Annotated in this window: 42 protein-coding genes; 6 read left to right on the top strand and 36 right to left on the bottom strand. The window is 64.5% G+C overall.

Annotation, left to right across the window (positions count from 1 at the left end; genetic code table 11):
• Nucleotides 1–194: 194 nt before the first annotated feature.
• Genes GRI59_RS01085 through GRI59_RS01230 form a run of 30 tightly spaced genes read right to left on the bottom strand, consistent with a single transcriptional unit; the run spans nucleotide 195 to nucleotide 15,057 of the window.
• Nucleotides 195–1,850 carry a hypothetical protein gene (locus GRI59_RS01085; protein ID WP_160759359.1) on the bottom strand — a complete coding sequence of 552 codons (1,656 nt, stop codon included), beginning with the start codon at nucleotides 1,848–1,850 and terminating at the stop codon, nucleotides 195–197.
• Nucleotides 1,847–2,455 (bottom strand): DUF3486 family protein, encoded by a 609-nt coding sequence (locus GRI59_RS01090; protein ID WP_160759360.1) that lies wholly within the window; start codon nucleotides 2,453–2,455, stop codon nucleotides 1,847–1,849. Before GRI59_RS01090 ends, GRI59_RS01085 begins: the two co-directional genes overlap by 4 nt.
• Nucleotides 2,452–2,805, bottom strand: coding sequence for a phage protein Gp27 family protein (locus GRI59_RS01095; RefSeq protein WP_160759361.1), 354 nt, complete (start codon nucleotides 2,803–2,805; stop codon nucleotides 2,452–2,454). Before GRI59_RS01095 ends, GRI59_RS01090 begins: the two co-directional genes overlap by 4 nt.
• Before the next feature lies 1 nt (nucleotide 2,806).
• Complete coding sequence (locus GRI59_RS01100) at nucleotides 2,807–3,112, bottom strand: VpaChn25_0724 family phage protein (protein WP_160759362.1); 306 nt, start codon at nucleotides 3,110–3,112, stop codon at nucleotides 2,807–2,809.
• A complete protein-coding gene (locus tag GRI59_RS01105; protein ID WP_160759363.1) occupies nucleotides 3,109–3,558 on the bottom strand; it encodes a hypothetical protein in 450 nt (149 codons plus the stop codon). Before GRI59_RS01105 ends, GRI59_RS01100 begins: the two co-directional genes overlap by 4 nt.
• Complete coding sequence (locus tag GRI59_RS01110) at nucleotides 3,555–4,058, bottom strand: hypothetical protein (protein WP_160759364.1); 504 nt, start codon at nucleotides 4,056–4,058, stop codon at nucleotides 3,555–3,557. The genes GRI59_RS01105 and GRI59_RS01110 overlap by 4 nt, the downstream gene beginning before the upstream one ends.
• Nucleotides 4,055–4,267, bottom strand: a complete 213-nt coding sequence (locus GRI59_RS01115) for a TraR/DksA C4-type zinc finger protein (RefSeq protein WP_160759365.1) — start codon at nucleotides 4,265–4,267, stop codon at nucleotides 4,055–4,057. The genes GRI59_RS01110 and GRI59_RS01115 overlap by 4 nt, the downstream gene beginning before the upstream one ends.
• Nucleotides 4,267–4,929, bottom strand: coding sequence for a hypothetical protein (locus GRI59_RS01120; protein WP_160759366.1), 663 nt, complete (start codon nucleotides 4,927–4,929; stop codon nucleotides 4,267–4,269). The genes GRI59_RS01115 and GRI59_RS01120 overlap by 1 nt, the downstream gene beginning before the upstream one ends.
• The gene (locus GRI59_RS01125; protein WP_160759367.1) at nucleotides 4,926–5,510 is read right to left on the bottom strand and encodes a lysozyme; all 585 of its coding nucleotides are present in this window, start codon (nucleotides 5,508–5,510) and stop codon (nucleotides 4,926–4,928) included. The genes GRI59_RS01120 and GRI59_RS01125 overlap by 4 nt, the downstream gene beginning before the upstream one ends.
• Before the next feature lie 60 nt (nucleotides 5,511–5,570).
• A complete protein-coding gene (locus GRI59_RS01130) occupies nucleotides 5,571–5,945 on the bottom strand; it encodes a response regulator transcription factor (protein ID WP_160759368.1) in 375 nt (124 codons plus the stop codon).
• Complete coding sequence (locus GRI59_RS01135) at nucleotides 5,945–6,142, bottom strand: hypothetical protein (RefSeq protein WP_160759369.1); 198 nt, start codon at nucleotides 6,140–6,142, stop codon at nucleotides 5,945–5,947. The genes GRI59_RS01130 and GRI59_RS01135 overlap by 1 nt, the downstream gene beginning before the upstream one ends.
• Nucleotides 6,139–6,303, bottom strand: a complete 165-nt coding sequence (locus tag GRI59_RS01140; protein WP_160759370.1) for a hypothetical protein — start codon at nucleotides 6,301–6,303, stop codon at nucleotides 6,139–6,141. The genes GRI59_RS01135 and GRI59_RS01140 overlap by 4 nt, the downstream gene beginning before the upstream one ends.
• Nucleotides 6,300–7,013 carry a gp16 family protein gene (locus tag GRI59_RS01145; RefSeq protein WP_160759371.1) on the bottom strand — a complete coding sequence of 238 codons (714 nt, stop codon included), beginning with the start codon at nucleotides 7,011–7,013 and terminating at the stop codon, nucleotides 6,300–6,302. Before GRI59_RS01145 ends, GRI59_RS01140 begins: the two co-directional genes overlap by 4 nt.
• Nucleotides 7,010–7,168, bottom strand: coding sequence for a hypothetical protein (locus GRI59_RS01150; protein WP_160759372.1), 159 nt, complete (start codon nucleotides 7,166–7,168; stop codon nucleotides 7,010–7,012). The genes GRI59_RS01145 and GRI59_RS01150 overlap by 4 nt, the downstream gene beginning before the upstream one ends.
• A complete protein-coding gene (locus GRI59_RS01155; RefSeq protein WP_160759373.1) occupies nucleotides 7,165–7,422 on the bottom strand; it encodes a hypothetical protein in 258 nt (85 codons plus the stop codon). The genes GRI59_RS01150 and GRI59_RS01155 overlap by 4 nt, the downstream gene beginning before the upstream one ends.
• Nucleotides 7,419–8,393 carry an AAA family ATPase gene (locus GRI59_RS01160; protein WP_160759374.1) on the bottom strand — a complete coding sequence of 325 codons (975 nt, stop codon included), beginning with the start codon at nucleotides 8,391–8,393 and terminating at the stop codon, nucleotides 7,419–7,421. Before GRI59_RS01160 ends, GRI59_RS01155 begins: the two co-directional genes overlap by 4 nt.
• Nucleotides 8,394–8,409: 16 nt before the next feature.
• Nucleotides 8,410–10,377, bottom strand: a complete 1,968-nt coding sequence (locus GRI59_RS01165) for a transposase domain-containing protein (RefSeq protein WP_160759375.1) — start codon at nucleotides 10,375–10,377, stop codon at nucleotides 8,410–8,412.
• A complete protein-coding gene (locus GRI59_RS01170; protein ID WP_160759376.1) occupies nucleotides 10,377–10,832 on the bottom strand; it encodes a hypothetical protein in 456 nt (151 codons plus the stop codon). The genes GRI59_RS01165 and GRI59_RS01170 overlap by 1 nt, the downstream gene beginning before the upstream one ends.
• Entirely contained in the window at nucleotides 10,819–11,094 is a 276-nt protein-coding gene (locus tag GRI59_RS01175; protein WP_160759377.1) for a hypothetical protein, read from the bottom strand. Before GRI59_RS01175 ends, GRI59_RS01170 begins: the two co-directional genes overlap by 14 nt.
• Nucleotides 11,087–11,338 carry a hypothetical protein gene (locus GRI59_RS01180; protein WP_160759378.1) on the bottom strand — a complete coding sequence of 84 codons (252 nt, stop codon included), beginning with the start codon at nucleotides 11,336–11,338 and terminating at the stop codon, nucleotides 11,087–11,089. The genes GRI59_RS01175 and GRI59_RS01180 overlap by 8 nt, the downstream gene beginning before the upstream one ends.
• Before the next feature lie 3 nt (nucleotides 11,339–11,341).
• Nucleotides 11,342–11,593: a hypothetical protein gene (locus tag GRI59_RS01185; RefSeq protein ID WP_160759379.1), complete on the bottom strand. Its 252-nt coding sequence runs from the start codon at nucleotides 11,591–11,593 to the stop codon at nucleotides 11,342–11,344.
• Entirely contained in the window at nucleotides 11,593–11,814 is a 222-nt protein-coding gene (locus GRI59_RS01190; protein WP_160759380.1) for a helix-turn-helix domain-containing protein, read from the bottom strand. Before GRI59_RS01190 ends, GRI59_RS01185 begins: the two co-directional genes overlap by 1 nt.
• Complete coding sequence (locus tag GRI59_RS01195; protein ID WP_160759381.1) at nucleotides 11,814–12,098, bottom strand: LexA family protein; 285 nt, start codon at nucleotides 12,096–12,098, stop codon at nucleotides 11,814–11,816. The genes GRI59_RS01190 and GRI59_RS01195 overlap by 1 nt, the downstream gene beginning before the upstream one ends.
• Nucleotides 12,095–12,379 (bottom strand): hypothetical protein, encoded by a 285-nt coding sequence (locus GRI59_RS01200; protein ID WP_160759382.1) that lies wholly within the window; start codon nucleotides 12,377–12,379, stop codon nucleotides 12,095–12,097. Before GRI59_RS01200 ends, GRI59_RS01195 begins: the two co-directional genes overlap by 4 nt.
• The gene (locus GRI59_RS01205; protein ID WP_160759383.1) at nucleotides 12,376–12,522 is read right to left on the bottom strand and encodes a hypothetical protein; all 147 of its coding nucleotides are present in this window, start codon (nucleotides 12,520–12,522) and stop codon (nucleotides 12,376–12,378) included. The genes GRI59_RS01200 and GRI59_RS01205 overlap by 4 nt, the downstream gene beginning before the upstream one ends.
• The gene (locus GRI59_RS01210) at nucleotides 12,522–13,205 is read right to left on the bottom strand and encodes a TRM11 family methyltransferase (protein WP_160759384.1); all 684 of its coding nucleotides are present in this window, start codon (nucleotides 13,203–13,205) and stop codon (nucleotides 12,522–12,524) included. The genes GRI59_RS01205 and GRI59_RS01210 overlap by 1 nt, the downstream gene beginning before the upstream one ends.
• The gene (locus GRI59_RS01215) at nucleotides 13,202–13,444 is read right to left on the bottom strand and encodes a hypothetical protein (RefSeq protein WP_160759385.1); all 243 of its coding nucleotides are present in this window, start codon (nucleotides 13,442–13,444) and stop codon (nucleotides 13,202–13,204) included. Before GRI59_RS01215 ends, GRI59_RS01210 begins: the two co-directional genes overlap by 4 nt.
• Nucleotides 13,437–14,414, bottom strand: a complete 978-nt coding sequence (locus GRI59_RS01220; protein ID WP_160759386.1) for a hypothetical protein — start codon at nucleotides 14,412–14,414, stop codon at nucleotides 13,437–13,439. The genes GRI59_RS01215 and GRI59_RS01220 overlap by 8 nt, the downstream gene beginning before the upstream one ends.
• Complete coding sequence (locus tag GRI59_RS01225) at nucleotides 14,411–14,812, bottom strand: hypothetical protein (RefSeq protein ID WP_160759387.1); 402 nt, start codon at nucleotides 14,810–14,812, stop codon at nucleotides 14,411–14,413. Before GRI59_RS01225 ends, GRI59_RS01220 begins: the two co-directional genes overlap by 4 nt.
• On the bottom strand, nucleotides 14,809–15,057 hold the full coding sequence (locus tag GRI59_RS01230) for a helix-turn-helix domain-containing protein (protein ID WP_160759388.1): 249 nt from the start codon (nucleotides 15,055–15,057) through the stop codon (nucleotides 14,809–14,811). The genes GRI59_RS01225 and GRI59_RS01230 overlap by 4 nt, the downstream gene beginning before the upstream one ends.
• A 107-nt stretch (nucleotides 15,058–15,164) precedes the next feature.
• On the opposite strand from GRI59_RS01230, the gene GRI59_RS01235 reads away from it, so the two are divergent.
• The 5 genes from GRI59_RS01235 (at nucleotide 15,165) to GRI59_RS01255 (ending at nucleotide 18,176) form a co-directional block, all read left to right on the top strand.
• On the top strand, nucleotides 15,165–15,791 hold the full coding sequence (locus GRI59_RS01235; RefSeq protein WP_160759389.1) for a S24 family peptidase: 627 nt from the start codon (nucleotides 15,165–15,167) through the stop codon (nucleotides 15,789–15,791).
• Nucleotides 15,788–16,225 carry a hypothetical protein gene (locus GRI59_RS01240; protein ID WP_160759390.1) on the top strand — a complete coding sequence of 146 codons (438 nt, stop codon included), beginning with the start codon at nucleotides 15,788–15,790 and terminating at the stop codon, nucleotides 16,223–16,225. Before GRI59_RS01235 ends, GRI59_RS01240 begins: the two co-directional genes overlap by 4 nt.
• Nucleotides 16,226–16,272: 47 nt before the next feature.
• Nucleotides 16,273–16,446: a hypothetical protein gene (locus GRI59_RS01245; protein WP_160759391.1), complete on the top strand. Its 174-nt coding sequence runs from the start codon at nucleotides 16,273–16,275 to the stop codon at nucleotides 16,444–16,446.
• A 552-nt stretch (nucleotides 16,447–16,998) separates the two neighbouring features.
• On the top strand, nucleotides 16,999–17,418 hold the full coding sequence (locus GRI59_RS01250) for a VOC family protein (protein WP_160759392.1): 420 nt from the start codon (nucleotides 16,999–17,001) through the stop codon (nucleotides 17,416–17,418).
• Nucleotides 17,419–17,459: 41 nt separating this feature from the next.
• A complete protein-coding gene (locus GRI59_RS01255; RefSeq protein WP_160759393.1) occupies nucleotides 17,460–18,176 on the top strand; it encodes a thermonuclease family protein in 717 nt (238 codons plus the stop codon).
• A gap of 130 nt (nucleotides 18,177–18,306) precedes the next feature.
• On the opposite strand, the gene yihA is transcribed toward GRI59_RS01255, so the two are convergent.
• From yihA to GRI59_RS15975, 6 genes are all read right to left on the bottom strand, one after another.
• A complete protein-coding gene (gene yihA, locus GRI59_RS01260) occupies nucleotides 18,307–18,987 on the bottom strand; it encodes a ribosome biogenesis GTP-binding protein YihA/YsxC (RefSeq protein ID WP_183363554.1) in 681 nt (226 codons plus the stop codon).
• Between the two features lie 4 nt (nucleotides 18,988–18,991).
• Nucleotides 18,992–20,749, bottom strand: a complete 1,758-nt coding sequence (gene yidC, locus GRI59_RS01265; RefSeq protein ID WP_160759394.1) for a membrane protein insertase YidC — start codon at nucleotides 20,747–20,749, stop codon at nucleotides 18,992–18,994.
• Between the two features lie 82 nt (nucleotides 20,750–20,831).
• Nucleotides 20,832–21,041 (bottom strand): membrane protein insertion efficiency factor YidD, encoded by a 210-nt coding sequence (gene yidD, locus GRI59_RS01270; RefSeq protein ID WP_160759395.1) that lies wholly within the window; start codon nucleotides 21,039–21,041, stop codon nucleotides 20,832–20,834.
• Complete coding sequence (gene rnpA, locus GRI59_RS01275; protein WP_160759396.1) at nucleotides 21,038–21,424, bottom strand: ribonuclease P protein component; 387 nt, start codon at nucleotides 21,422–21,424, stop codon at nucleotides 21,038–21,040. The genes yidD and rnpA overlap by 4 nt, the downstream gene beginning before the upstream one ends.
• Before the next feature lie 148 nt (nucleotides 21,425–21,572).
• Nucleotides 21,573–21,707, bottom strand: a complete 135-nt coding sequence (gene rpmH, locus GRI59_RS01280; protein ID WP_036801591.1) for a 50S ribosomal protein L34 — start codon at nucleotides 21,705–21,707, stop codon at nucleotides 21,573–21,575.
• A 97-nt stretch (nucleotides 21,708–21,804) separates the two neighbouring features.
• Nucleotides 21,805–22,818: an alpha/beta hydrolase gene (locus GRI59_RS15975; RefSeq protein ID WP_160759397.1), complete on the bottom strand. Its 1,014-nt coding sequence runs from the start codon at nucleotides 22,816–22,818 to the stop codon at nucleotides 21,805–21,807.
• Between the two features lie 184 nt (nucleotides 22,819–23,002).
• On the opposite strand from GRI59_RS15975, the gene GRI59_RS01290 reads away from it, so the two are divergent.
• Entirely contained in the window at nucleotides 23,003–24,493 is a 1,491-nt protein-coding gene (locus tag GRI59_RS01290; RefSeq protein ID WP_160759398.1) for a YifB family Mg chelatase-like AAA ATPase, read from the top strand.
• Nucleotides 24,494–24,508 lie beyond the last annotated feature (15 nt).

Here is a 24,508-nt window from a genome sequence, read left to right on the forward strand (position 1 = left end):
TCCCTCATCAAGGTGCGTTGCGTGATCGCCGCACCAGCTGTCGGCCCAGACCAGCGGCCACACTGCGCGCGGACGGTTGTCGTCGCCGATGAATACGACAGGGGCATGCCGCCGGCATTGGCCGCCGCTGCGGGGCCGGGCCTGCGCGTCGCTGGGCTGCAGGAAGACACAGGTGCTGCATTGCGCTTTGCCGATCACCAGGCATCTCCCGAACGAAGGCGAACGCCCAGCGGCGCGCGGAACGGATCGCGGGCCAGCCCGGGATCGTCGCCATCCGGATCGTCGAATGAAGAACGGGACTGGCTGACAGGGACATAGCCGTATTCGATCGCCCCTTGGCGGGATGCATACCAAGCCAGCATGCCGGCGATCGCGGTGTCGCCGTGACGGTCGAAACCATCGCTGCCCTTGTAGCGCATGTCGTCCGGCACCTTCACGACGCCGCCATCATAGGCCAGCGCCTGATGATCGCGCACCACGTCCTCGTCGGCCGCGATCCGCACGGTGCGTTCGCCAAAGGCCTCCACGTAAGGGGTGCCGTTCTCGCGGTACCATTCCCGGCTCAGCTTGATTTCGGAGATCCGCTCGCCATACCGCTGGGCCGCGACTTCGGCGAGGTAGGCACCATTGCCGGTCGCATCGAGCGCACCGTGCCCCAAACGCGGCACGGCATCACAGACGTAGAACAGGATATCGCGCTGCGCCTCGAACGGGACGTTGCGCATCTCCACCACCAGCCGCCAGCGGCGGACCAGATCCTGCCCCAGCTGCTGGATGACCAGATCGGACGCATCGCCGCTGCGGGCAAAGTCATGCCCGAAATCATGGCGGCGCTTGGGATCGAGCCTGTCGAGCAGCGGGCGCAGGTGCATCCGGCACCAGTCGGCAATCTGCCGCTGGCGGGCGCCCTTGTCCGCCGCCTTGAAGCTGTCGGGCAAGTGCAGCCGCACCACGTCAACGGACCGGTCAGTTACTTGCTCGATCACGACCCGCGCCAGCGCAGCGCCTTCGGCATCGGCGGGCACCACGTCGAGCTCCTGGCTCATTGCCGAGGTGCGCGCGCCATAGGCGCCGCGGATGCGCTGCTCCCATTCGCGCTCGGCCTCTTCCGACCAGGTGAGCCCGCGCATCAGGCAGACGCGCCGGTAGAGACCATTGGCGACCGCCGCGCCGAACGGGATATGGTGGATATTGAAGGGCACCTTCCCGGCGCGGGCTTCGCGGATCAGTTCGTTGAACGGGTTGAGCACGCCGTTGTGGGTGGAGATCACCCGGATCTTGCCGCCCCAGATCAGCAGCGCGTTCACCGCGTCCAGGACGGCTCTCACATCCTTGTGAAACGCCGCCTCGTCGATCACGACAATGCCCTGAAGGCCGCGGATGTTCTCCGGCCGGGAGCTCAGCGCCTCGACCCGGTACCCGCTGGCAAAGGTGATCCGGTAGGCCGAGATATCACGGCTGCTGCCGTCCTCGCGCTGATCCTTGAACACGAACTCCTCGATGTCGGCCAGCTCGCCTGCGACGACGCGCGCGAAGTGGGCGACATAGCCGATGAACTCGCGCCCCTTGTCCTTGGTGTCGCCGATGTAGAACACGTTGTCGCCGCCGGCCGAACGCGCGGACGCAGCGATCAGCGTGTCGTCCAGCGCCTCGGCAAAGGTGATGCCGGTACGGCGGCCCTTCTCGCACACTTTCAGATCGCTCTTGTCCTCCAGCCACTCGACCTGGTGGCGCATGAGGATGCCATCGGCGAGCGGATCGAGCTCGGCCGGGATCTCCGCGCCCCGTGTCAAGTCGGCCGGAAGCTTCTCTTCCTCGCGGGCGAGGACAGGGGCAGCGGGTTCGGTCACTGGGTCTTCCCGTCATCCGCTTTGACGCCCAGGAATTCGCGGCGCAGCTGTGCGACGGCGTCAGAGGAAAGGCCTGCATCGCGCGCCAGAACCTCTACTCGCTTAGCTGCTGCCTGGATCTGTTTGTTGGCCCGAGCCTCAAGCTTTTTACGGTATTCTTCAGAGTTGCTCTGGGCGTTGACAGCCGATTGCAGCGCTCGCCCTAGCTCCATCAGATCCTTGGGAGACAACTCGCCACCTTCGAGGGTCTGATACATCGCGGTCTTGAGCATCTCTGCCACGGTGACAGTCACATGGTCCGGGCCATCGGTCCCGAGGCTCTGGACGAGGTCGGAAGCCATTCGGCGAACCTCATCAAGCTTACGGAACTGGATGGCCTTTCGCACCGAGTAGCGATTGAATGCTCCGCGACTGACCGGCGGGATACCTTTGTCGGCTAGGCGCAGGTTGAACTCTTCGAGGATGGTTGTCTGCGGCAAACGCGTCACGCGCAGCTGCTCAATCGCCCATGCTACGTCGTTGTCAGCCTCGGGTGGCAGCTGATCAATGGTAGAGAGCCAGCCTCTACCTTCGCGACGATCGGGAACCGAAGTGTCTTCGTTCATCGGTCACCCCGCCGCAACAAAATGCCCAAAACAAGACCAAGCGCGCAGCCAGCCGTGAACGTGCCGACTGAGACGGAAGAAAAGCCCGAAGCGCCTTTCGCAATGCGCGAAGGCGGTACCTCACGAACATCGCTCCCCTGCGCCTTCCTCACCGAATACCGGCTGAAGGCGCCCTTGCTGATCGGCTTGCAGCCATGGTCCGCGATCCGCGCGTTGAACTCGCGCAGGATCTCGGTTTGCGGTATGCGCCGTTCCTTCAGCTCAGCATTGACCCAGGCGATATCCTCGTCGCACACCTCGGGCAGGATCTCGATCGAGGACAGTTTTCCGCGTCCGCTTCGCTTTGCCATGTCACACATCCCTCGGGCGGGCGACGCCCTCGATGATGATCCGCCGCTCGACATGATCGCGTCCGGTCGCTGTGAGCTCCGCGACCAGCAGCTCACCCAAGTCGATCAGACGCACCGCGTCCAGCTCGGCCAGTGCGCGAAGCTGGGTGCGCACCCAGTCGCGCGACCGCCGCACGCCGATCACGTCGAGGACGTGGGTCATTGCCTGGTCATTGAGCCGCCCGTCGACCTGCTTGGCCAGCTCGTTGAGAATGGCGAGGCGCGCGTCGCGTGCAATCGCCGCATTGAGATCGGTTGTGAGGCTCACTTCTCCATCCCCTTCGGAACGACGACTGACATGATCAGCGTGAGGTTGCGGTCGATGTGATCAACCTTCGCGGCCACGGCTGCTGAGGCCTCAGCACGCTCTCCCAGTTTTTCGGACAGCGCGCGCTGGCGGGCTTCGATATCGGGCAGCACCTTGGCCACCTTGTCGATCGCCTTCTCCAGCCTCTTGATGTCGGCGACGCTTGCGAGCTCTTCGTCGAAACTGTCGAGCCGCTTCTCGATCTGGCCAACCTTGGCCTTCACGCCCGAAAGCTCACCATCGATCGACGTCTTAATTGCGGCCAGCTCGCTGCCAACCGTCGCCAGCTTCTTGTCCAGCCCGCCGGTGCCAACCGGGTTGCGCGCGCCGCCGCGCCAGATGGCTGCGCCAATGCCGATCACGATCACAAGGATGATCAACAGTTCGATGATATTGCTGGGGCTCATGAGCCGTCTGGTCCTTCGTTTGGGTGGGCCGCATCGTGGCCACCGGCGATGTCTCGCTGGGGATCGATGCCGACTGGTCCACTGATAGTGCTGGTCGCCCCGGCGAAAGCGCGGCGCACGAAGTCCTTCACCTGCTCGCCAAACAGTTCGAGCAGGGAGAAACCGGAAAAGCCGAGACCGATGGCCACGACGAAAGCGAACAGCCACCCGGGGCGGCTTTCAATGATCCAAAGCTGGACGACGACGAGCATGATGAAGCTGACCAGCAGGCGCAGCTTCCAGCCCAGATCAGCCTCTGTCCGGACGGTAAAGGGCCGCGCCGCGACAATGCCGACCGCGCCGAGAATGCAAGTCACCACTGGGATCGGCAGGCCCGCCAGATCCAGAAGGAAGCGATCACCCAACGGGGTCTCCACATCAGGCACCACCACGGCGACAGCGAGCGTCGGCAACCAGACGGCGGCGAACTTGGAGAAAGATAAAGGCTCGCCCATCATCACCGGCCGCGCTCGATCTTGGTCTGGCAATCGACGCACCGCGTGGCCGATGGCAGCGCCATCCGGCGCGCCTCCTCGATCTTGTCGCCGCAGCCGAGGCAGAACTCCTCACCCAGCCCGACCAGGTTGTTGCGGATGCGCTGGACCGCGGCGTCGCGCTGGAGCCGTTCGAACTCCTCGGCCCGCTCGATCGACCTTTCACCCAGATCCATTACCGGCTCCCTTCAGGAGTGAACCGGACGGCGGATTGACCGAGCGCCCAGACGATCAGGGCATCGTGGCGGCGCGCATCTTCGCTGGCACGCTGCGCCTGGTCGATGGTGAGGCAGACAAACTGCGAAGGGCAGAGCGGCTGAGCGGTCAGATCTCGGGCGGCAGAAACGTCAGGATTGCCGGGCGCACCAGCAGCTCGGCCGGCGGCGTCGCGGGCTTCGGGCAGACCAGCTGGGTTGGCACGGCCGGGATCGCCTGCGGCGGCGTTTCGCGCCCGCAAGCGGTCAAAGCGGGCAGAGACAGCAGCAAGATCGCTGCGCAGATTTCGGGTGACTTCATATGTGACAGCCTCCTGTTCGGCTTCGACGCGCGCGACGTTGGCCTTGGCCTGGCGCTGGGCCTCGTCGCTGGCGTCGATGTAGTTTGTGATGGTGCCGAGGTGCGCCAGCTGGGTGTCGGTGAGCAGCTGCTCGGTCTCGGCCAGATCTTCGCGCAAATCGGGAACGACGATGATCGCCGCCCAGAGGAATGCCGGGACGAAGGCGGCAAGCAGCGCATTGCGCACATCGCTAAGCACCCACTTAAGCGCGGCTAAGAGGCCCTTTAGAACGGCCTCAAGCCCGCCCGCAGCGAGCAATTTGAAGGCTGCCCAGCTGATCACGCGGCACCTGGCTCTTTGCGGGCAAGCGCCGCGCGAACCTCATCCTTGATGTCAATCTGGCGCGCGCTCGACCAGATCGGATTGCGCGGCTCGCGCCGATTGACCCGGTCGTAGATGGTGACGACGCCGTCGCCGCTCCAGCGACCATCGAAGAACAGGTCGCGCTCTGCCTTGCGGCGGGCGATGATCTCGCGTGGCCGCGACCAGTGCATAAACTCGGTCCACGCCTTGTCGCGGCGACCGAGCAGGAAGGACTGCACCCAATCGGCCCGCCCGATCGCACCGGTGTTCCAGTGAAATGAGAGCGCTGCAGCGAGCTGCGCTTCGGTCAGCTCGCGCCCACGGAAGGCTGCTCGAACCTGCGGCAAGTACTTGTCCCGCAGCAGCCATTCGAAGATCTCGACCGCGCGTTCAATGGTCGAAGGATTCGAGGTGTAGCGATCGACCTGGTGCCCGCTGGCACTGGTGACGCCGAACCCCCAGGTCAGCTTGCCGGCGCTGCACTTGTAGGACTCGAGGACGAGGCCTTCATGCTCGGCGACTTCGAGAAGGGTGCGTTCGGAGAGAAGAGCTTCGGCCATGCATCCGCTATGGGCTGCGGAGCGCTCCGGCGGCATGCCCGCGGCGGCGGGCGGATGCACTCAGAAGAGGTCTAACTGCTTGCTGCTATGCGCTCGATTGGGGCGTTCTGACAAGCCGGGTTCCCGAGCGAAGAGTTTTTCCACACCGGTCTCGCCAATGCCAAGACGGCGCGCGATCTGCCGGTTGGAAAGGCCGCGCTCGCGGTAAAACAGCGCCCGATCGCGGCGGGCCAGCGGCACGCGGATGGTGGCAGGCGCCAGCGCGCGGCTGAGTTTCTCGGCGATTTCGCGGCCAAGTGTCTCGACCAGCTCGCTGTCGTCGGCGAGCTTGTAGGGGACGTAGAGGCGGGTGCCGCCGAAGCTCTGCGCGAGCTTCACGAATCCTTCTCGGCCGAGGATAGATCGCAGCTCGCGCGTGAGATCGCCGACGATCATTAGTCTTCCTTCGGCTCCCAGACGGGATCGCCGGTGCCCGGTGACTGGGCGAGCGGGAGCGGTGCCTCGCAAGCGGCGCATTCGGCCGTGACGCGGCCGACGTTCCATGCCTTCCCCCCGCAGCAGGGGCAGCGGTTGGTCTCGCCCGGCCAGTAGAGCATCGGCGCAGGGCGCGCGAAGGTGGCGCGGGCGTTCATGCCAAAACGTCCTTCAGCAGCGCGATCTGGTCGGCGGACAGGGTGATCTCATGGAGCCCGGCCGGCTTGCTCTGGCGAATGACCAGTTTGCCGGAATCGAGCTTCGCCAGCGTCATCTGCGAGAACGCATTGCTGCCGAGGTTGTGGGTACCGGCCTTCATGCCACACCTCCCGCTGCGCGCAGCTTGTCGCCCAGCGCCTTGGCGAGGCGCTGGTAGGCTTCCGCATCCATCGGCCCTTCAGCGCCGGTTTTGATGCCGCACAGCCGGAAGGCGGCGTTATCAATCGTCCAGTCGGCCGGGATCTCGCCAGCACCCTTCAGCTTCCACAGGATCGCCCGGCAAAGCCCTTCGTGAAGTGCGCGCGGCGGCAGGTTGTTGCCGGCCTCGTCGGTCTGCGGCCAGCCATGGCGCACCGCCATCGCCTTCAGCGCCTCGATCAGGCGGAACGCATCGGACTGCTTGGCCCAGACAAGGCGCTCGCACTTCAGCTGCCGCTTGGCGAAGGCTTCCAGCGCCTGTTCGGACGCGTTCTGCACCGCATTGAGATGGTGGAGCGAGATCCACAGCGCCCGCGCCTTGCGCGCCATCGGATGCTGCGCCGGGCGGGTTGCGGGGTTGCTCGCCGGGTTCTTCGGCAGCGGCTTGAAACCCTGCGCCTCAAGCCGCTTCAACGCGCGTTCCAACTCGGCTTCCGTGCAATCGCCCGCGCTGCTGCGGCCAGTTTCTTCCAGCATGATCTGCCGGTAATCATCGTCCGCCAAAGCAAGCTGCTTCTTGGCGACGTGGATCTTCGCCAGCATCGCGCGGCGGCGGCGATCGGTGGGGTTGAACTGCGCGGGCGCAGCTTTGACAGCGGCAAGTGCCATCATGCGTCTCCTGTGATTGCGGCGAGGCCGACCGCGACGATCGCGGCGAGGACCATGATGATCACCATGCCGATCGCTTCGGACCGGGCGGTGCCGGGACCGCGCACGGCATCAAGCTCGCGCGCGGCGTGGCGGTAGAGATCGAAGAGGCGGATCATGGCGCAGGCCTCACGGAAATCGCGGCCAGCCACTGCGCCACACCGTCCGAGCCCATCTCGGTGCCAATCAGCTGAGTGACGCCGGTGCCCCATTCCCCGGTCGGGCAGACGGCAAGCGTCGCAATGTGAAAGAGGCAAGGGTTCCCCGTCTCGGCAAGGAGCACAACGGATGCGCTCCACCCGTTATCGAAGTTGAAGCGCACGCGCGGCGCGCCGGTTTCCGGACAAAGGTCCGCCTCGAACGCCGCGCTCATGCCCGGATCCACCGAGTAGCGCGGTACATCTGCGCTTCACGCAGATCGCTCAGTGACAGGCCCCGGCTCTCATCATCGGCGGCGGCGAGCATCGATCCCGCCTCGATCAGTTGCTGGCATTCCCCCAGCCCGCCCGAATCCGGCGTCAACGCGATCTTTTCCAGATAGGCACGGATATCAGGCTGGGTGATCTGCCAGCCATCGCAGAACTGCGCCACATCCGTGCGGGTCGGCAGGCGCTGAACGTGGCGCATGGCGATCCGGCGGTTGAGGCGCGCGAACTGGTCGCGGTGCCGCCCGGTCTCGATGCGCGCCAGCAGCTCCTCATTGCCGAGGAAGCATACGCCGACGCCGGTTTCATCGTGCCAGTTGCGGATTTCCTCGATCCCTTCGATGCCAAGGAAGTTGGCCTCGTCGATCACCAGCAGGCCTTTGCGGCCGCGCACCCGCTCGATCACGATGCGCGAGGCATCAGCAGTCGACAGGCGGCGGGGATCAAGCTTCAGCGCCTTGTGTACTTCAAGGATCATCGGCAGCAGGCGGTTGGTGCTGGGCTTCATGGTCGCCGTCCACACCATCCCTGCCCGCTCGGCATATTCGCGCACCGTCTTGGTCTTCCCGGTGCCGGGCCCGGTCGCGCCGACCGTGATGCGGCCCATGTGCGCAATTTCGAGCAGCATCATCAGCCGCTGGCTGGTCTCTGTCTCGATGAAGCCGGGGTTGACCGGCAGGGACTGCTGCCGCTTTTCCTTGGCCTCGACCGACTGCATGAACTGGAACAACCGGCGTGCGATGTTCTCGTTGTTGCCCTGGTAAGTGCCGGCGCAGAACGGCTGCAGCGTGCCTGCCGGGATCCCGGTCTCGCGCGAAAGCTGCGCCCAGGGAACCGGCGGATCGGTCATCTCGCGATGGCCGACAATCCAGAGCCGCATCTCCTCGACGTCAACCGGCAAGTCCTTAACGTTGATCATGGTCGAGTCTTCCTCCTCAGGTGTTGTTGGCGGTGAGCTTGGCAAAGCCGCGCATCATGCGGTCGATCGGCAGCACGTCGGCGCTGCCGGCATCGTCTCGATTGGTTGTGCCGGGTCCGCCGACAGCGCGGCCCGCCGGGCGCACCGGACGGACGGCCCCGGCCTTTGGCGTTGGCGCAGGGGCAACGCCCACCTGCAGATCGGCGAGCTGTTCGGCGCTGATCAGATCGGCAGCCTCGGCGGTCGCCTTGACCTGCTTTTTGTAACCGGCGAGCCGCTTGGCCGCTTCCTTGGCCCCAGCAGCTTCGGCAAAGCCGGTGTCAGCGATCAGCTCGGCTGCGGTGATGTAACGGCCTTCCAGATCGTAGACGTGGACCTCGGAGTGCAGGTTGTCGGGATCGAACCGCACCGTCACCTTATCCCCGCGCAGCGATGACAGCTCGGCATGCCAATAGCGGTTGCCATGCAGCTCGATCTCACCGGTCTGGCGGTTCACCAGCTTCTGGTCGGCGGCGAGCAGCGCCATGCGCAGCTGCTCGGGCGTGGCTTTGCCGATCGTGCTGGCGGCATAGCTTTCGAAGAACACATCGTCGAAGCTGCGCCCGTTGGCGATCTGGGTGCGGCGCCCGGTGCGGGCGTTGTGCGCTGCGATTTCCTCATCGACCAGGGCGACGAACCGGTCCCATTCGACCGCGCGGCTGCCATAATTCTCGGGCTTAGCCATCGGGCTGTTGCCCGTGTAGGCACCTTCGCACGCCGGGTGCTTGGCGATGCTGTCGCACAGATCGCGGAAGGCACGCTCGATCGGCTTGGACTGGCCGCGATAGGGCAGCGCCCAGTGGATGCGGACGCCGAGACCGGACAGCAGCCCGGTCGGCTCTTCGGGCCTGATCTTGAACCGGAAGCGGCTCTTCGCGCCACCGGTAATCCACTTCGATGCGAAGGCGCGGCCGTTATCAAGCACGCAATTGGCCGGGATGCCGAAGTTGCGGAACAGATCGGCGAAGGTGAGCCGCGTCTGGATCGCGCTTTCCTCGCCGCCCAACCGCCACGCCACAACCTTGCGGCTGTAAATGTCTTGAATCGCCACCATGATCGGGCGGATCACCCGGCCATCCGGCGCCTTCACGAAGACGTCGAACTTGTGGCCGTCGATGTTCACCCATTCGAGCGCGCGCAGCTCCTCGACGCTGCGGCGCTGGGCCGGGATCGAACGGCGCAAGGCTTCCTCGCCCTCGCGCTTGAGGGTCAGGACGGAGGCAGGGTATTCCCGCTCCAAGCGCCGCCTGAAGGTGCGCTCAGAGGCCATTGAGAGGCCGCGCTGCTCGGCCATGCGCGCGACGCGGCAATAGCAGCTGGTCAGCGTCGGGGCGGAGGCACGCAGATAATCGCTGACAAAGGCGATCCACAGGTCTGGGTGAATCTCGGCCTCGGCCCCGCCGCCTTGACGGCGCGGGGCAAGCGCGACCAGCCAATCGGCCCGGTTGATCCCTTCGACCATCCGCATCCAGTTCCACAGCGTCGATCGGCCAACACCGGAATCATCCGAGGTGGCGGCAACCGCAGCGGTACGGGTTGCCCCAGCTTCGCACAGCAGCTCGATCGCATTGACGATACCGAGGCGGCGCTGCGCCTCGTCCTTCACCTTGCGGCTCTGCTTGTCGAACCACGCCCAGGCAGACTCTTGTCCGCTCCCAGCCTCGTGCGGCCGGGTACGGATGATGCCGCGGCGGGCCAGCTCCATCCGCGCCTCACCAGGCAGCAAGCTGGCATGGAACTCGACCCCGCCGCCACGCCCGACGCGCTTGCGCACTAGCAGGCGGTTATTGGGCCCGAGCCGCGTGGCCCAGCGTTCGGTCTGCGCGCGGCGGTTGATCGAGCGCTTGTCGCCAGGCAGGCCGGGCAGGCCCAGCTCCTCCAGCTCGCTGGCGGTGAACCACGCGTCGTCTTCCAACGGGATCAGGTGTTGGGCGCACGTCGCCATTAATCGTTACCTTCCCGGATTGTCGGAGCATCGACGCCCAGCGCCCGCATTTCGGCCTGCGCCTGGCGGATCATCTGCTGCAGGTGGCCCATGCGCGCGGTCTTCACTTCCTCACCCACCAGCAGCGCGGCGCCGATCTTGCGCATGATGGGATCGAGCAGATCCTGCCGATCGGTCACCACCAGCAGGGCAAGCAGGCGCGATGCTGGAACCTTGTGATCGGGGCGCGCAGGGCTGGAATAGGCATCGAGCATCGCCTTGCTGACGGTGTCGTCGAGCAGGACGCTCATCTCCGCGGCGATCACCTCGCGCGGGCGGCCGTCACTGGCCAGCACCGTGCCGACCAGCGCGTTGATCTGCCGCTCAAGCCCCGCCAGCTCGGCTACGCCTTTGGCAGGCGCGGGGGCGACGAAGTCGAAGGGCAGCTGGTTCGGGTGTGGCTTAGCCTTGGGCATGGCCCTCACCTTCGTGGCCCCGGTGATCTCGACCTGGTGCGAGGGTGTTCTCGTGCGTTTCCTTGGGCAAAATGGTGACGACGCGGTTTTCATCGAGCAGCACACGCTGCCCGCCGCCAAGGCGAACGTAACGCGCGCCGAAGGCGATGGCGGTTCGCACCGCGCGGCAATCAAGCGCCCGTCGGATTTCAACCAGAGGCACATCGGCCACCCGCTCGCGATACCGCTGGATGGCATGCCCGGTGAGGAACACCTCAGCCATTGGCGCTCTCCCTGAAGGGGAAGTGGACATGGTCTGGAAATAGAGGGGTAGTACCCGCGCGAGGCTTGGCGCCGTGCCGCGCAAGATAGGCACTGCATTCTTGGTGCCAGACCTTTTTTGCCCAGCCACAAGTGAAACCATTGCCGCGAAGCGCGCGGCGGCGGTCGGCAACGGTTGCATCAGCGGGCAGGTCAGCGACCAGTTCGGCGATGCGTTGACGGGCAAGGGAGCGCCAGCGGCTCATCGCTCAGTCCCTCGCCATCCAGCTGGCATCCCAGCGCCGGAAATCGTTCGGTTGCTGATCATCGGGCCGCAAGCTCAGCGGAGGTAGGTCAGACCGCAGCCCTCGGCGTGCCATCTTCGCGCGGTGCTCTTCGCGCGCCTCGACCACCTTCATCCGCGCCTCGGCCTCGATCGGAGTGACGCCGAGCTCCAGCGCCAGCTCCATGACCTTGCGGTGGTGGCGGTAATAATCGGCCTTGCTGGCAAAACGCGGCATCAGCGGTGTCCTCCTGCTTTGCGCAACAGGTCGCCGAACCGCTTGCTCTGGCTGCGCAGCTTGGTTTCGAGCTTTCGCTCCTGCTTGATGTTGACCGAGAAGCGGTCGCGGATGTTGAGAACGGTCTTGGCCTTGATCCCCAGCCTGCAGGCGATCTGCGCGGGCGGAAGCCCGGTCTCGGAGAGCTTCAGTACGGCTGCCTCAATCGGATAAATCGCCATCAGGCCTGCCCTCCGATGCGGACGAAGTAGAGCGGCTCGCCATCCGGCGCGCGCGGGATGGCGAGCGGTTCAAGCACCTCGATCTTGCGGGTGAGGAACGGCATCCGTCGGATCGCGCCGCGCTTCTCCAGCGAGCGGACTGTGAAGCCGGCATCGAACCCGGGCCGAGCGTGGACGACATTGGCAGCGCTGATTTCGCGCAGCGTCGGGCCGATGCCGAGGCTCTCCTGAAAGCCAATAATATAGCGCAGGACATCCTGCTGGCGCTGGGTGAGAGGCTTCATTCTGCCCGCCCTCCGATGCGCACCAAGTGGAGCGGCTCGCCATCCGGCGCGCGGGGGATTGCGACCGGCTTGAGCACCTGGAGCTTGCGGCGGCGCGAATGTGGGGCGCGGCGGACCTTGCCTTCGATGATGAGTGCGCGGATCAGGTAATCCGCCAGCCCTTCATCGCCGTCGAACGCGGCATCCGCGACCTCGTCATTGCTCGGCCCGCGTCCGTGCTTCAGTTCGAAGCCGGTAATGAAGCGCAGAGCGTCAGCTTTTTGATCGGCGAGGCTGGTCATCGCGTCAGCCCCCGGTTTCGCTGGCGCGATTGCTCGGCAAGGATGGCAGCGCGCTGCTGGATGCGGCGGATCGCCGGAAACCGGTCGAGGCCAGTTTCCTTCATCTCGCGCTCGATCGCCTCTTCGCCGGGAATGCGGGACATCAGAGCACCTCCTCAAGCGACAGGATTTCGGAATTGCGGTGGAGCGGCGGCAGCCAGATGGTGCGCGTGTGCCCCGGCGCGGTCGGCCGCTTCACGTCCCACACGATCCAGCAGTAATCGGTCATCCCGCCGCTGAAGGCGCGCTTGCCCATCGCCGCGATCAGGTCACCGGGCGGCATCGAGGGCCGCTGGCACAGGTGCAGCACCGCCTGCGGTGGATGATCGTTGAACAACTGGTACCGCGCCTGACTCGCAAGCCACTTGCTCGGCATCAGGATGCAGACGCGGCGCGAGGAAAGCGTCAGCGCATGCCGCGCAAACGCCTCTGCGATGCCCTTCACATAGCTGTAAGGCGGGTTGCAGATGATGCTGCAAGGCGCGGGCGCGGCGCACATTTCGAGGAAGTTGCGCGGCTCGAAAAGCATCGGCGCGCCCGAGCCGAAGTTTGCATAGGCGACGTTCTCGACGAGGTCCGAACCGTATGTGACGAAACCGCGATCGTGGGCTGCGAGCAGGGTGTTGCCCATCCCGCAGCAGGGATCCCAAACTGCCAGCCCCTCAGCCTCTTCGATGAAGAAGTTGTCGAGCGCGAGCGCCAGCTGATCGGCGCACCAGAACTCGTCGACATACCAGTCGAGCGGATGGCGCTTGGAGTGCCGACCGGAGGAGATTTCACCCCTCATTGGCCGCTCTCCGGGTCTTTCTTGGGCGCGACGCCAATTACATTGACGTAGTTGCGCTCAGCCTCACTGATCGCGGACACATCAAAGGACACACGGAAGCCGGGCGGGTGATCACCTTCGCCGATGATTGCCTTAAGCAGCTGCGCTTTTTGATCCCATCGGAGCGAACGATAGAGCCAACCGAACAGCTCGGGCTCTGCATCCAACGCCTCGCGAACCTCGGTGATAAAATCACGCATCGCCGAGCTCCTCGTTGAGAAGGTCGCGCATCATCCGCTTAACGCCCGGCGTGCCGAGTGCGCGCATGATTTCCGGCAGATGTTGCTTAAGCTGGGGAGGCGGAAGTCGCTTCAGGTTGCCGACCACGGCATTGACATACTTCTGATGCGCCACCGTTGTGGCTGAAGACCCGGCCCTTGCCGCTCCAACAACGATCTTCGCGTCCTCGACCCCGATTTCAGGATCGGCCAGCAGCGCTTCGATCACCTTGCGACGGATACGTTCGTCTCCGAGCCGGGTGAGTACCATCAGCTGGCTTGCATTTCCGCCAACTACGGGGTGCTTTTCGAGATTCTCTGCCAGATCGGGGAACGGCTCGACGACAAGACGATAAATCGCGAGGCACTTGCGGATCTGCCGCTTCCCGAGATCCAGCGCTTCAGAGACACTTTCCTGCCAGCTGTATGCTGCGGCCATTTTGGCCGCAGCATCATCACTCTCTTCTTCGAGCGCTTTCTCCGAAGTGGTCTCCCGGTCTTTGACACGCTGCCACCTGGCCTTTGCGCCAAGCTGCTGGTCTGACAATTCGCCGTGATCGCGCGCGATCCGCTCCTGTGCAGCACGGCACAGCTCGAACACGAACTTGGCATGCTCGATGGGCAGCAATGGCCGCCGGTGGATGTTCTCCGAGGCCTCAAGCTCGCGGAGAATTTCGGGCTTGCCGGAAACGACAACTCCGTAAACCGGAAGGCCTTCCAGCCTCGCACCCTCTGTCCTGTGCAGGCCGACCAGCAGCCGCCACTTGAAGTCCGGATTCTTCGACGCCGTAACTTTGATAAGGTCTCGCTGACCGTCCTTATACAGCAGGCGACCGACCGCGACGGCTTTGTCCGGATGATAGAACCCGATCCGGCCAGACGTATCGATATCGGCGGGATCGAAGGCGATCACCTCTGCGCTGTCGAGGAGCGACTTCGCAGGAGCGTTCATTTCGCACCCCCACATAGACGGTGCGGGGCCTGTTCGAGCCGGGTAGCCTCCTCATCACTCGCACAGGAGAAGAGCCCATGCCGAATGCCGACCTCAATCCGATCGAGCAGCTGCGCGACCAGCTTTACGCCCTCCAGCAGCTCGTCCTTGCGCATTGCGTGGCGTTCGCTGCTGCTGATCGCATCGCCGTTGATGGCGCGCTGCAGATCGCGGGCGGTCAGGCCGATGCCTTGCTCCGTCAGGGGCGCACCATCGCTGCGCAGCGGCTCGCGATGCTCATTCATGAGGTCGAACAGTGCCTCGATTGATACCCGCGCTTCGCCAACCGCGCTCTTCAGCGCGATCCGGCGGATCAGCGGGCGAATTACGCCGCGGTCGGCAAACCCGGTGTCGTTCATGCCGCTACCGCCTTCCCGCCCTTGCGGAGGCGCTTGGCATCCTCGGCATCGATCGCTTCGAGCACCCTGTAGAGCGCACCAATCGAATGCAGGTTCGCGCCCGGCGGATTGGGGTTCCGTTCCGTTTTCTTCCATTTGTGGAAGGTGTCCGGGGAGATGCCGGCACGGCGGCAGAGCTCGGCGATAGAAATCCGGGAGGCTTTCGCCCGCACCTCGATTTCCCTGACGACGGTTTGCTGTTCCATACACAGCGAGGTAGCGTAATTATTTACGCATCACAACGACTATTTTTCCGCGTTCATTTACGCTCTGCGCTTGGTAGCTCTGCATCATGTCGGGTCTAGAGGAAGACATGGTGCTAATCCGCGCACTCGTGGATTACGCGGGGGTGTCTTCGGCGCAGGTGGCGCAGAAGGCGAAGGTGAACCCCCGAACCATACAGCGCATGAAGAACGGCAATGCCGAGGCTCGCCTCAGCCAAGTCACCTTGGAAAAGCTCCATGAAGCCTTCCCCAAATTCCCGGGGTGGACCCGGGCCGGCGCTGCAGCGCTCGCCAGCTTCGACGAGCCCGACCTAGTCCCGGTCCGTGAGATCGACCTAAGCTACGGCATGGGGGCGACTTATCTGGATGTGCCTGTAACCGAAGAAGTCCACCACTTCCCTCGTGCCTGGCTACGCCGGTATACCCGGTCGGCGCCGGACAAACTCTTCTTCGCCCAGGGCATCGGCGACAGCATGGAGCCCACTCTTCACGATAGCGATTTGCTGCTGATCGACACAGCGCAGCGCCAGCTCACCAGTGCTGACCGCATCTGGGTGCTCACCTATGCCGAATGCGGCATGATCAAGCGCCTTCGGCCTGTTCCTGGTGGTGGCGTAGAGGTATGGTCTGACAAGAAGGAGGTCTCCCCCTTCACCGCATATGACGGCGAGATCGAAATCATCGGCCGCGTCGTCGCAGTCCAGAGGAAGCTATGAAGCGCTATCAAGCCCTGTTCCTTGGCATCGCAGCATTAGCTGCGCCGGCAAATGCCGCGTCCGAACAGTTCAACCTCCTGTGCACTGGGACAATGACTGAGACTTCCACTTTCAGTCCCGACAAGGCTTCACAGTACCAGAAGGAATTTCGCATCGATCTTGCTAGTGGCCGATGGTGCGAAGGTGAATGCAAGCGCCCTTCGAACTTCGCAACGGTTGAAGCTGACAGGCTCGTTTTCATCGATCATGAGGACGAGACTAAAACCTTGGACAGCAGATCGCTTGAGATGGTTGATCGCACCACGGGGAAACACAGCTCCTACGTGATGGTAATCGCTTACGGACGTCAGAAGTTGACTTCATCTTCGGTTTCAGAGGGTGATTGCGAGATACGCCCCTTTAGTGGTTTCCCTGAGGTGGTCACGAAATTCTAAGGAGCGCGGCAATCGCCGAATGACAGATGGGAAGGAAAGCCTGCACCATGGACGAGCAGATAATCCGCGCCGCTGCCATCGAACTGCGAGCTGTGATCGACCGTCAACTGCAAGCCTTGGACCAGCAGACCATCCACCTCACCCGGGATGAAGCGCTGCTCGCTCTCGGTCTGGTCGATGCGGCCGTCGAGCTGCTCGACCAGGCCGCAGATCAGGCCTAAAATTCGCGCCCACTTTCACGAATGTAAGTAAGCGGCGGATCATGGTGTAAGCTGTTAGAATTTATTGCTTTTCGCTCAGTAGCCATCGCAAATGGCCAATGTCCCGGTTCTGTCCCGGTTCGCAGCCTCGCAAGACGGCACTCAGAGGCGTTTAATGCGCCCGTTATAGGGTCATAAATGGCGGATTTCCGGGCCTGAGAAGCCTTAAGGCGCTGACCTCATCAGAATGGGCGACTCCAGCCGATCGTGGCAATCCATCGTCTAAATTGACCACAACTCTAGACACAGAGCCGAAACGCCAATTTTTTGGCCCATGAGCGGCAAAGCCCTGCAAAACCGCCACATCTTGCTCGGCCAATCCCACGATTTCACGGCCTCTCCCGACTCCAGAACCTCTTGTCACCTAACAATGATGTCGAACTGCGCGCGGGTGATCGGCGGCGGTGCAGGGCGGATCGGACGGCGTCGCATGGCGGCATGGGCGCTGCCAGAGCGCAGGGGAGTAGGAAAACCCTTTTGCACGCCGCACCCACCCGCGCTATTCGCTTGCCCATGAACCTGCCCCCGTTTCACCTCGCCTTCCCGGTCGATGACCTCGCTGCCGCGCGCGCATTTTATGGCGGAGTGATGGGCTGCGCTGAGGGCCGGTCGAGCGAGGAATGGATCGATTTCGACTTCCACGGCCACCAGATCGTCGCCCACCTCGCACCGGGACAGGCAGGCGACCGCGCGAGCAACCATGTCGACGGCCACGGCGTGCCGGTGCCGCATTTCGGGCTGGTGATGGCGATGGAGCAATGGGAGGCTTTGGCCGAACGGCTGCGCACAGGCGGCGCTGACTTCGTGATCGAACCCACCATCCGCTTCAAAGGCCAGCCGGGCGAGCAAGCGACGATGTTCCTGCGCGATCCATCAGGCAATGCGCTGGAGTTCAAGGCGTTCAAGGATTTGGGCAAGCTGTTTGCGACCTAGCTTTGGTACATTTTTAACCGCCGTACCTTAGCGTCAGACCTATGAAATACGTTCGCGCCCTTGCTCTCCTGATCGTCTTTTCGGCTGCTCCCCTTCAGGCGCAGATGATCTCCGGCCCTGCAACCGCGCTGGACGGACGGACGATAGAGATGACGGGCACGATCATCCGGCTCGCCCATATTGACGCACCCGAAGCCAGACAGACCTGCCAACGCGATGGTGCAGCTTGGGCATGCGGCATCGAGGCGACCGAGAACCTCGCAGCGATTATCGGCTCCGAGCCGGTAGACTGCGCGATCATTGGCGTTGACGCGAGCGACATCCCGCTCGCCACCTGCGAAAATGCGGTGTTCGATGTCGGTCGCGAAATGGTGCGGCGCGGCCTCGGGCTGGCAGCGGATGAGGCGCCTGAAGACTATGCCGCTGCAACCGCCATCGCACAGGGACTGCGATTTGGTCTTTGGGCTGGAGAGTTCGAGCGCCCCGACCAATGGCGCTCCACCAATCCCGGCTCAGTCATGCGACTGGCCCGCGCGCAACACAGTGCAGCCCCCGAACGCGCAGCACGCGCGCGGCCTGCGGCAGAGCAGCGCTACACGAACGCGCTCGGCTGCGCGATCAAGGGCAACCACAGTCGCTACGGTGACATGATCTACCATCTGCCGGGACAGCGGTATTACGACGGAACACGCCCCGAGGCGATTTTCTGTACCGAGCGCGAGGCCATGGCGGCAGGCTTCCGTCGCTCGAAGGAATAGCATCCGGCGGGGCAACCTGAACGCCACCTGCGACTGATAGGTGCCGACGATTGGCAAACCCTGGCGTCGAGCGCGGGGCCTCTGCATCTATTGGCAAATACGAGGGAACCTACACCCTCGCGGCTTGTGCCTACCCCATCCACCCTTCACCCAGCGCGTCGGCCACCACGGCGGCGCGCAGCGCGGCGATGCCCATGCCTTTTTCGCTGCTGGTGAGGTGCAGTTCGGGATAGGCGGCGACATGCTTCCGGATTTCGGCGGCGGTCGCTTCGGCGACCTTGTCGAGCTCGCTCGCCTTGATCTTGTCGGTCTTGGTGAGGACCACGCGGTAGCCCACCGCCGCTTCATCCAGCATCTTCATCATCACGCGGTCGACCTCCTTGATGCCGTGGCGGCTGTCGACCAGCACCAGCGTGCGGGCCAGCACCGCGCGGCCGCGCAGGTAGGAGTTCACCAGCGCCTTCCACTTGTCGACCACCTTCACCGGCGCTTTGGCAAAGCCGTATCCGGGCATGTCGACCAGCCGGAACAGCGGCAGCGCGCCCTCTTCCTCGGGCCTGCCGACATCGAAGAAGTTCAATTCCTGCGTCCGCCCCGGCGTCACCGAAGCGCGGGCGATGGCCTTGCGCCCGGTGAGCGCATTCAGGAGCGAGGATTTGCCCACGTTCGACCGGCCGCAGAACGCAATTTCCGGCACCTCCGCATCGGGCAAGAATTGCAGCTGCGGCGCAGAGCGCAGGAAATCGACGGGCCCTGAAAAGAGCCTAGATGCCGCTTCCTCGCGGGCGATGTAATCTTCCTCGTCGGTCACAGCCCTATCCCGCGTCCTTCTTGTCCGCCGCCGCGGTTGCCGCCTTCAGCTGCGGGTGCTTGGAGTAGAGATAGCTCTGCTGCGCCAGTGTCAGCACGTTCGAGGTCACCCAGTACAGCAGCAGACCAGCGGCAAACGGCGCCATCACGAACATCAGGATCCACGGCATGATCGCGAACATCTGCTGCTGCACGGGGTCCATCGCCGCCGGGTTGAGCTTGAAGGTCAGGTACATGGTGATGCCCAGCAGCACCGCCAGCGGGCCAATCGCCAGGAACCCCATCGGGACTTCGTACGGCAGCATCCCGAACAGGTTGAGGATATGCGCCGGATCGGGCGCGGACAGGTCCTTGATCCACAGGAAGAAGGGCTCGTGCCGCATCTCGATCGAGAGGACGAGCACCTTGTACAGCGCAAAGAAGATCGGGATCTGGATGACAAGCGGCAGACACCCTGCCAGCGGGTTCACCTTTTCATCCTTGTAGAGCTTCATGATCTCTTGCTGCTGACGCGCCTTGTCGTCCTTGAAGCGCTCCTGGATCTCCTTCATCCGGGGCTGCACGGCCTTCATCTGCGCCATGCTGGAAAACTGCTTCTGCGCCACCGGGAACATCAGCCCGCGAATGATGACCGTGAGCAGGATGATCGCCACGCCGAAATTGCCGACCAATCCGTTAAGCGTGCGCAGCAGCCACAGGATCGGCTTTTCGAAGATTTCGAACCAGCCCCAGCTGATGGCCTTGCCGAAATAGGTGATCCCGCCCTCTTCATATTTGTCGAGGATGCCGCTGTCTTTGGCCCCCGCATAGAGCCGCGTCGCCTGCGTCAGGCTGCCGCCTGCGGGCACGGTGGTCGCGCCATACAGCAGATCGGTGCGGAACAGCTTGTTGCCGAGCGAGCGGAAGCCTGCATCATCGACCGTAACATTGCCCTTGCCGTCACCCGGAACCAGCGCGGCAAGCCAGTACTGATCGGTAAAGCCAAGCCAGTCCGGCGCGCCTTCGGGCTTTTCGCCGCCCAGTTCGGCCAGCTCGTCATAGGAATGCGGGTCCCACAGCGTATCGCCGAACACACCGACCGGGCCGGAGTGCGAGACATACTGGTCGATCGTTGCGTTGGTGCTGGTGCGCTTGATCAGCGCGAAGGGCTGGACGACCGCAGGTGCAGCCCCGGCGTTGGTCACGCTCTGGGTGGCGGCGATCATGTAGTCCTTGTCGATCGCGAACTGGATTCGATAGGTGATCCCGTTAGCATCAGTGCGGGTCAAGGTGACCGGCGTGGTCGGGGTCAGCTTGGTGCCGTCCGCCTGCCACAACAGGTTCGAAGGCTGACGCGCGCCGCCGCTCACAAAGCCGAACTCGGCGAAATACTGCCCCGGCGTGCCTTCGGGCGCGAACAGGCGGACCGGGCCGGACGCCTTCTTCACCGTCTCGCGGTAATCCTTGAGCACGATGTCATCGATCCGTGCGCCGACGAGGTTGATTGAGCCAGCAAGGCGCGGCGTGTCGATCGCGACGCGATTGGGGCTGGCAAGCGCAGTCGTGAGATTGACCTTGCGTGCCGCTGCGGCATCCCCGCCAAGGCTACCAGCGCCCGCAGTGGTGCTCGTCTGAGCGGCGGTGGCGGCAGTCGGCGTGGGCTTGGCCGGATCGACCTGAGCCGAAAGCGCCGCCTCGGGATAGAAGTAGCGCATCCCCACGTCCCACCCGAGAATGAGCAGGCCCGAAAGCACGACAGCGAGCAGAAGATTGCGATTGTCCAAGTGTAAGCCCCGAGAGTGTGCGACGACAGGTGTATTATGGGGTTAAGGCGGTCCCGTTTCCAGACCCCACGGAAATTGCCCCTCAGGGCACGGGGTCATGCCCGTGTCCGCCCCAAGGGTGGCAGCGCATTAGCCGCTTAAATGCCATCCATCCACCCTTGAGCGCACCATACTTGCCAATCGCTTCGATGGCGTATTGGCTGCACGAGGGAGAGTAACGGCACGAGGGCGGCAAAATGCGCGACGGGCCAAGCTGCCAGCCGCGCGCGATGAGGATGAGGACCTGCTTCATTTGCGCCCCCCGCCCCGGTTCCCCTTGCGCGGACGCCGCCCGCCCGAAGGATCGCCCCGCCCTTCGCGCGCCCGTTCCAGCGCCTTGGCGAGTTCCTCAGCCATCAGGTGAAAGTCCCGCTCCACCCCGCCCGCGCGGCCGATCAGCACGTGATCGTGATCGGGGAGGCCTTGCGAAGGCAGCGCCGCGCGCAGAAGCTCGCGAAACCGCCGCTTCATGCGATTGCGCACGACAGCGTTGCCGATCTTCTTGGTGACGGTGATCCCGAAGCGGATGCCCTGCCCGTCATTCGGGCGGGTCAGCAGCACAAACCCGGCCCGCGCATTGCGAGTGCCGGAATTGGCGGCCAAAAAGTCCGCGCGCTTCGTAAGGACGGAGATCATGGAGCGGCCCATAGAGCAACGTTAGAGGCCATAAAAGCAAACGGGCTCCCATAGGGAGCCCGCAAGCGCAACCGCACGCCCGCAGCGACGCGATCTTCAGATCGCATGAGCGAGGATACCGCAGCCCGGAGGGGCTGCGAAAAACAAATTACGCGCAGAGCTTCTTGCGGCCGCGGTTACGGCGGGCGCGGAGCACCTTGCGGCCACCCGGAGTCGCCTTGCGTGCGAAGAAACCGTGGCGACGGGCGCGCACGAGATTGCTGGGTTGGAACGTCCGCTTCATATCATCCTCGAAAAAGCTACCGGCAGGTCAGTCCCGGGGTTTCCCCCACGCGCCCACCGTGGCCGCAGGCCTGCGACCTCGAAACAGACCGGCGCCGTTATGGGAAAGCCGGAACCGAGTCAAGCAAACCCGTACTCAGATTGGCGCCCAGATCGGCATAGGCGAGCCTGGGTGCGGCAGGGGCCGACCCCGCCCGCAGCATCACGGGTGAGCGCAGCGCCTCCAGCAAGGCATCGCCAGAGCGGGCGACGGCGAGGCGCAAGGCGCTTTTCAGGGGGGCGTCCAGCACGCGCGAAGCGGGGCTACGGGCCGCAGGCGCGATCCAGCGCGCCATGTCCTCGCCCTGCAACCACAGCGCGCCTGCGTGCGGCACCGAATTGGTCATCGAATAGAAGGCGCGGGCTTCGTCTGCGGTCATGCCCATTTCGGCATAGTAATCGAGATAGAGCCGGTTTTCCGGCGCATCGGGCGCAAAGTCGGCAGGCTCACGCCCGCGCTCGTCACGCCAGGAATGCACCGCGAACAGCGCGCCCGGGTCCATCGTGCGGCGGGTACCCGCGAGGAACAGCTCAACCGCGCCCGACCGGGCCGAGCCACCTGCCGGGACGTGAGTCGCAAGACCCGCCGCCCGGATGGCGCGGCCAAGGCGCAGGTTCGCCAGATCATGGTTGGTGCCGGGCGCATCGGCGAATTCGATCACTTGCAGGCCCGGATAGGCCGCCAGCATCGCCGCGAAGGCCTGCGGGCTGGCGGCATCGGTCGACGCGACGAGCGCGGCACGGGTGCCGTCGATCACACGGAACGGGCCGAAGCGCGCGATCCCGGCGCTGTGGGCGGGAAGGCGCGGGGCGCTGGCGATAAAGCGGGTCGGCTCGTGGTGGACGGTCTCGGTGATGGTGAGCCCGCCAGCGCGCAGGCTGCTTGGGGTCGCCTCGGCCAGTGCGGTCGGAGCCGGGCTGTCCTCCACGCGCACCCATTGCTGGGTGGCCGGGTTCCATTCCTCGACCCAAGTGATCCGCTCCACCACCCGCGCGCCCGATTGCGCCCATGCCGCTCCGCCGGGGAGCAGCAGCGCGAAGGCGGCAAGCAGGAGAGCAAGGGTTCGGTTCATGATGCTATTGTCGGCCCGAGCGGCCTGCCAATTCGCCAAGATTTATGCTTTAAAAATGCCTTAGCATTCGTGCGGAGGGGCACGGCTGGATCGCGTTAGGAAACGCGCGGCCGACCCGCGAACTGCTCGACAAGCGATTGCAAAACCTGCACAATCATGCCGCAAGGGCGGGTAGGGGTCGCAAATGGTCGCGCTGGTCAGGACGGTTGCCTATCTCGGGCTGGAGGCGCGTGCCGTGGAGGTGCAGTGTCATGTCGGCCCCGGTCTGCCGCGATTCAATGTGGTGGGTCTGGCCGACAAGGCGGTGAGCGAGAGCCGCGAGCGGGTGCAGGCTGCCTTGTCGGCGATGGGGCTGGCCATGCCGCCCAAACGGATCACGGTGAACCTCTCCCCCGCCGACCTGCCCAAGGACGGATCGCATTACGACCTGCCGATCGCGCTCGCCCTGCTCGCGGCGATGGGCGTGACTGATGCCGAGCAGCTGGGTGACTGGATCGCGGTGGGCGAACTGGCGCTGGATGGACGCGTGGTCGCCAGCCCCGGCGTGCTGATCGCCGCGCTCCATGCCAGCGAATCGGGCACGGGTCTGATCTGCCCCGCCGAACAAGGGCCAGAGGCACGCTGGGCGAGCGGGGTGCCCGTGCTCGCCCCGAGCGATCTGATGAGCCTGTTGGGGCACCTCAAAGGCTCGCTCGTGCTGCCCGAGCCCGCGCGCGGCGCGGTGGCCGAGGCAGTCAGCGGCAATGATCTGAAGCAGGTGAAAGGGCAGGAGACCGCCAAGCGCGCCTTGGAGATCGCAGCGGCGGGCGGCCACAACCTGCTGATGGTCGGCCCGCCGGGATCGGGCAAGAGCCTGCTGGCGAGCTGCCTCCCCGGCATCCTCCCCGACCTGACGCCAGCCGAGGCGCTGGAGGTGTCGATGGTTCAATCGGTCGCAGGGACCTTGGAGGCCGGCCGCATCAGCCGCGCCCGCCCGTTCCGCGCGCCGCACCATTCGGCGAGCATGGCCGCGCTGACCGGCGGCGGGCTGAAAGTGCGGCCCGGAGAGGTCAGTCTCGCGCATCTCGGCGTGTTGTTCCTCGACGAGCTGCCCGAATTCCAGCGCCCGGTACTCGATTCGCTGCGCCAGCCGCTGGAGACCGGCCAAGTCGATGTCGCCCGCGCCAATGCCCATGTGACCTTCCCTGCGCGCGTGCAGCTGGTCGCCGCCATGAACCCATGCCGCTGCGGATATGCGGGCGATCCGGCGCGCAACTGCAACAAGTACCCGCGCTGCATCGGCGATTATCAGGCGCGGTTGTCGGGCCCGCTGCTCGACCGGATCGATCTCCACGTCCACGTCGGCGCGGTCAGTGCGCTCGACATGGCGCTCCCGCCACCCGCCGAGGGTAGCGCCGAGGTCGCAAACCGCGTCGCGGCCGCCCGCGCGCGGCAGGTGGCACGCGGGGTGCGCTCGAACGCCGAACTGGAGGGCGAGCGGCTCGACCACTACGCCACCCCCGATGAAGCGGGGCACAAGCTGCTATTCCAAGCTGCCGAGAAGTTGCGCCTTTCCGCGCGCGGTTACACCCGGATGCTGCGCGTTGCCCGCACCGTCGCCGATCTGGCCGGGGCCGAAACGGTTGGCCGCGTGCACATTGCCGAGGCGCTATCCTATCGGCTGATGACCGGTTAAGGAGCGCTCCCGAGG

Source organism: Erythrobacter ramosus (assembly GCF_009828055.1).
Classification (GTDB): Bacteria; Pseudomonadota; Alphaproteobacteria; order Sphingomonadales; family Sphingomonadaceae; genus Erythrobacter; species Erythrobacter ramosus.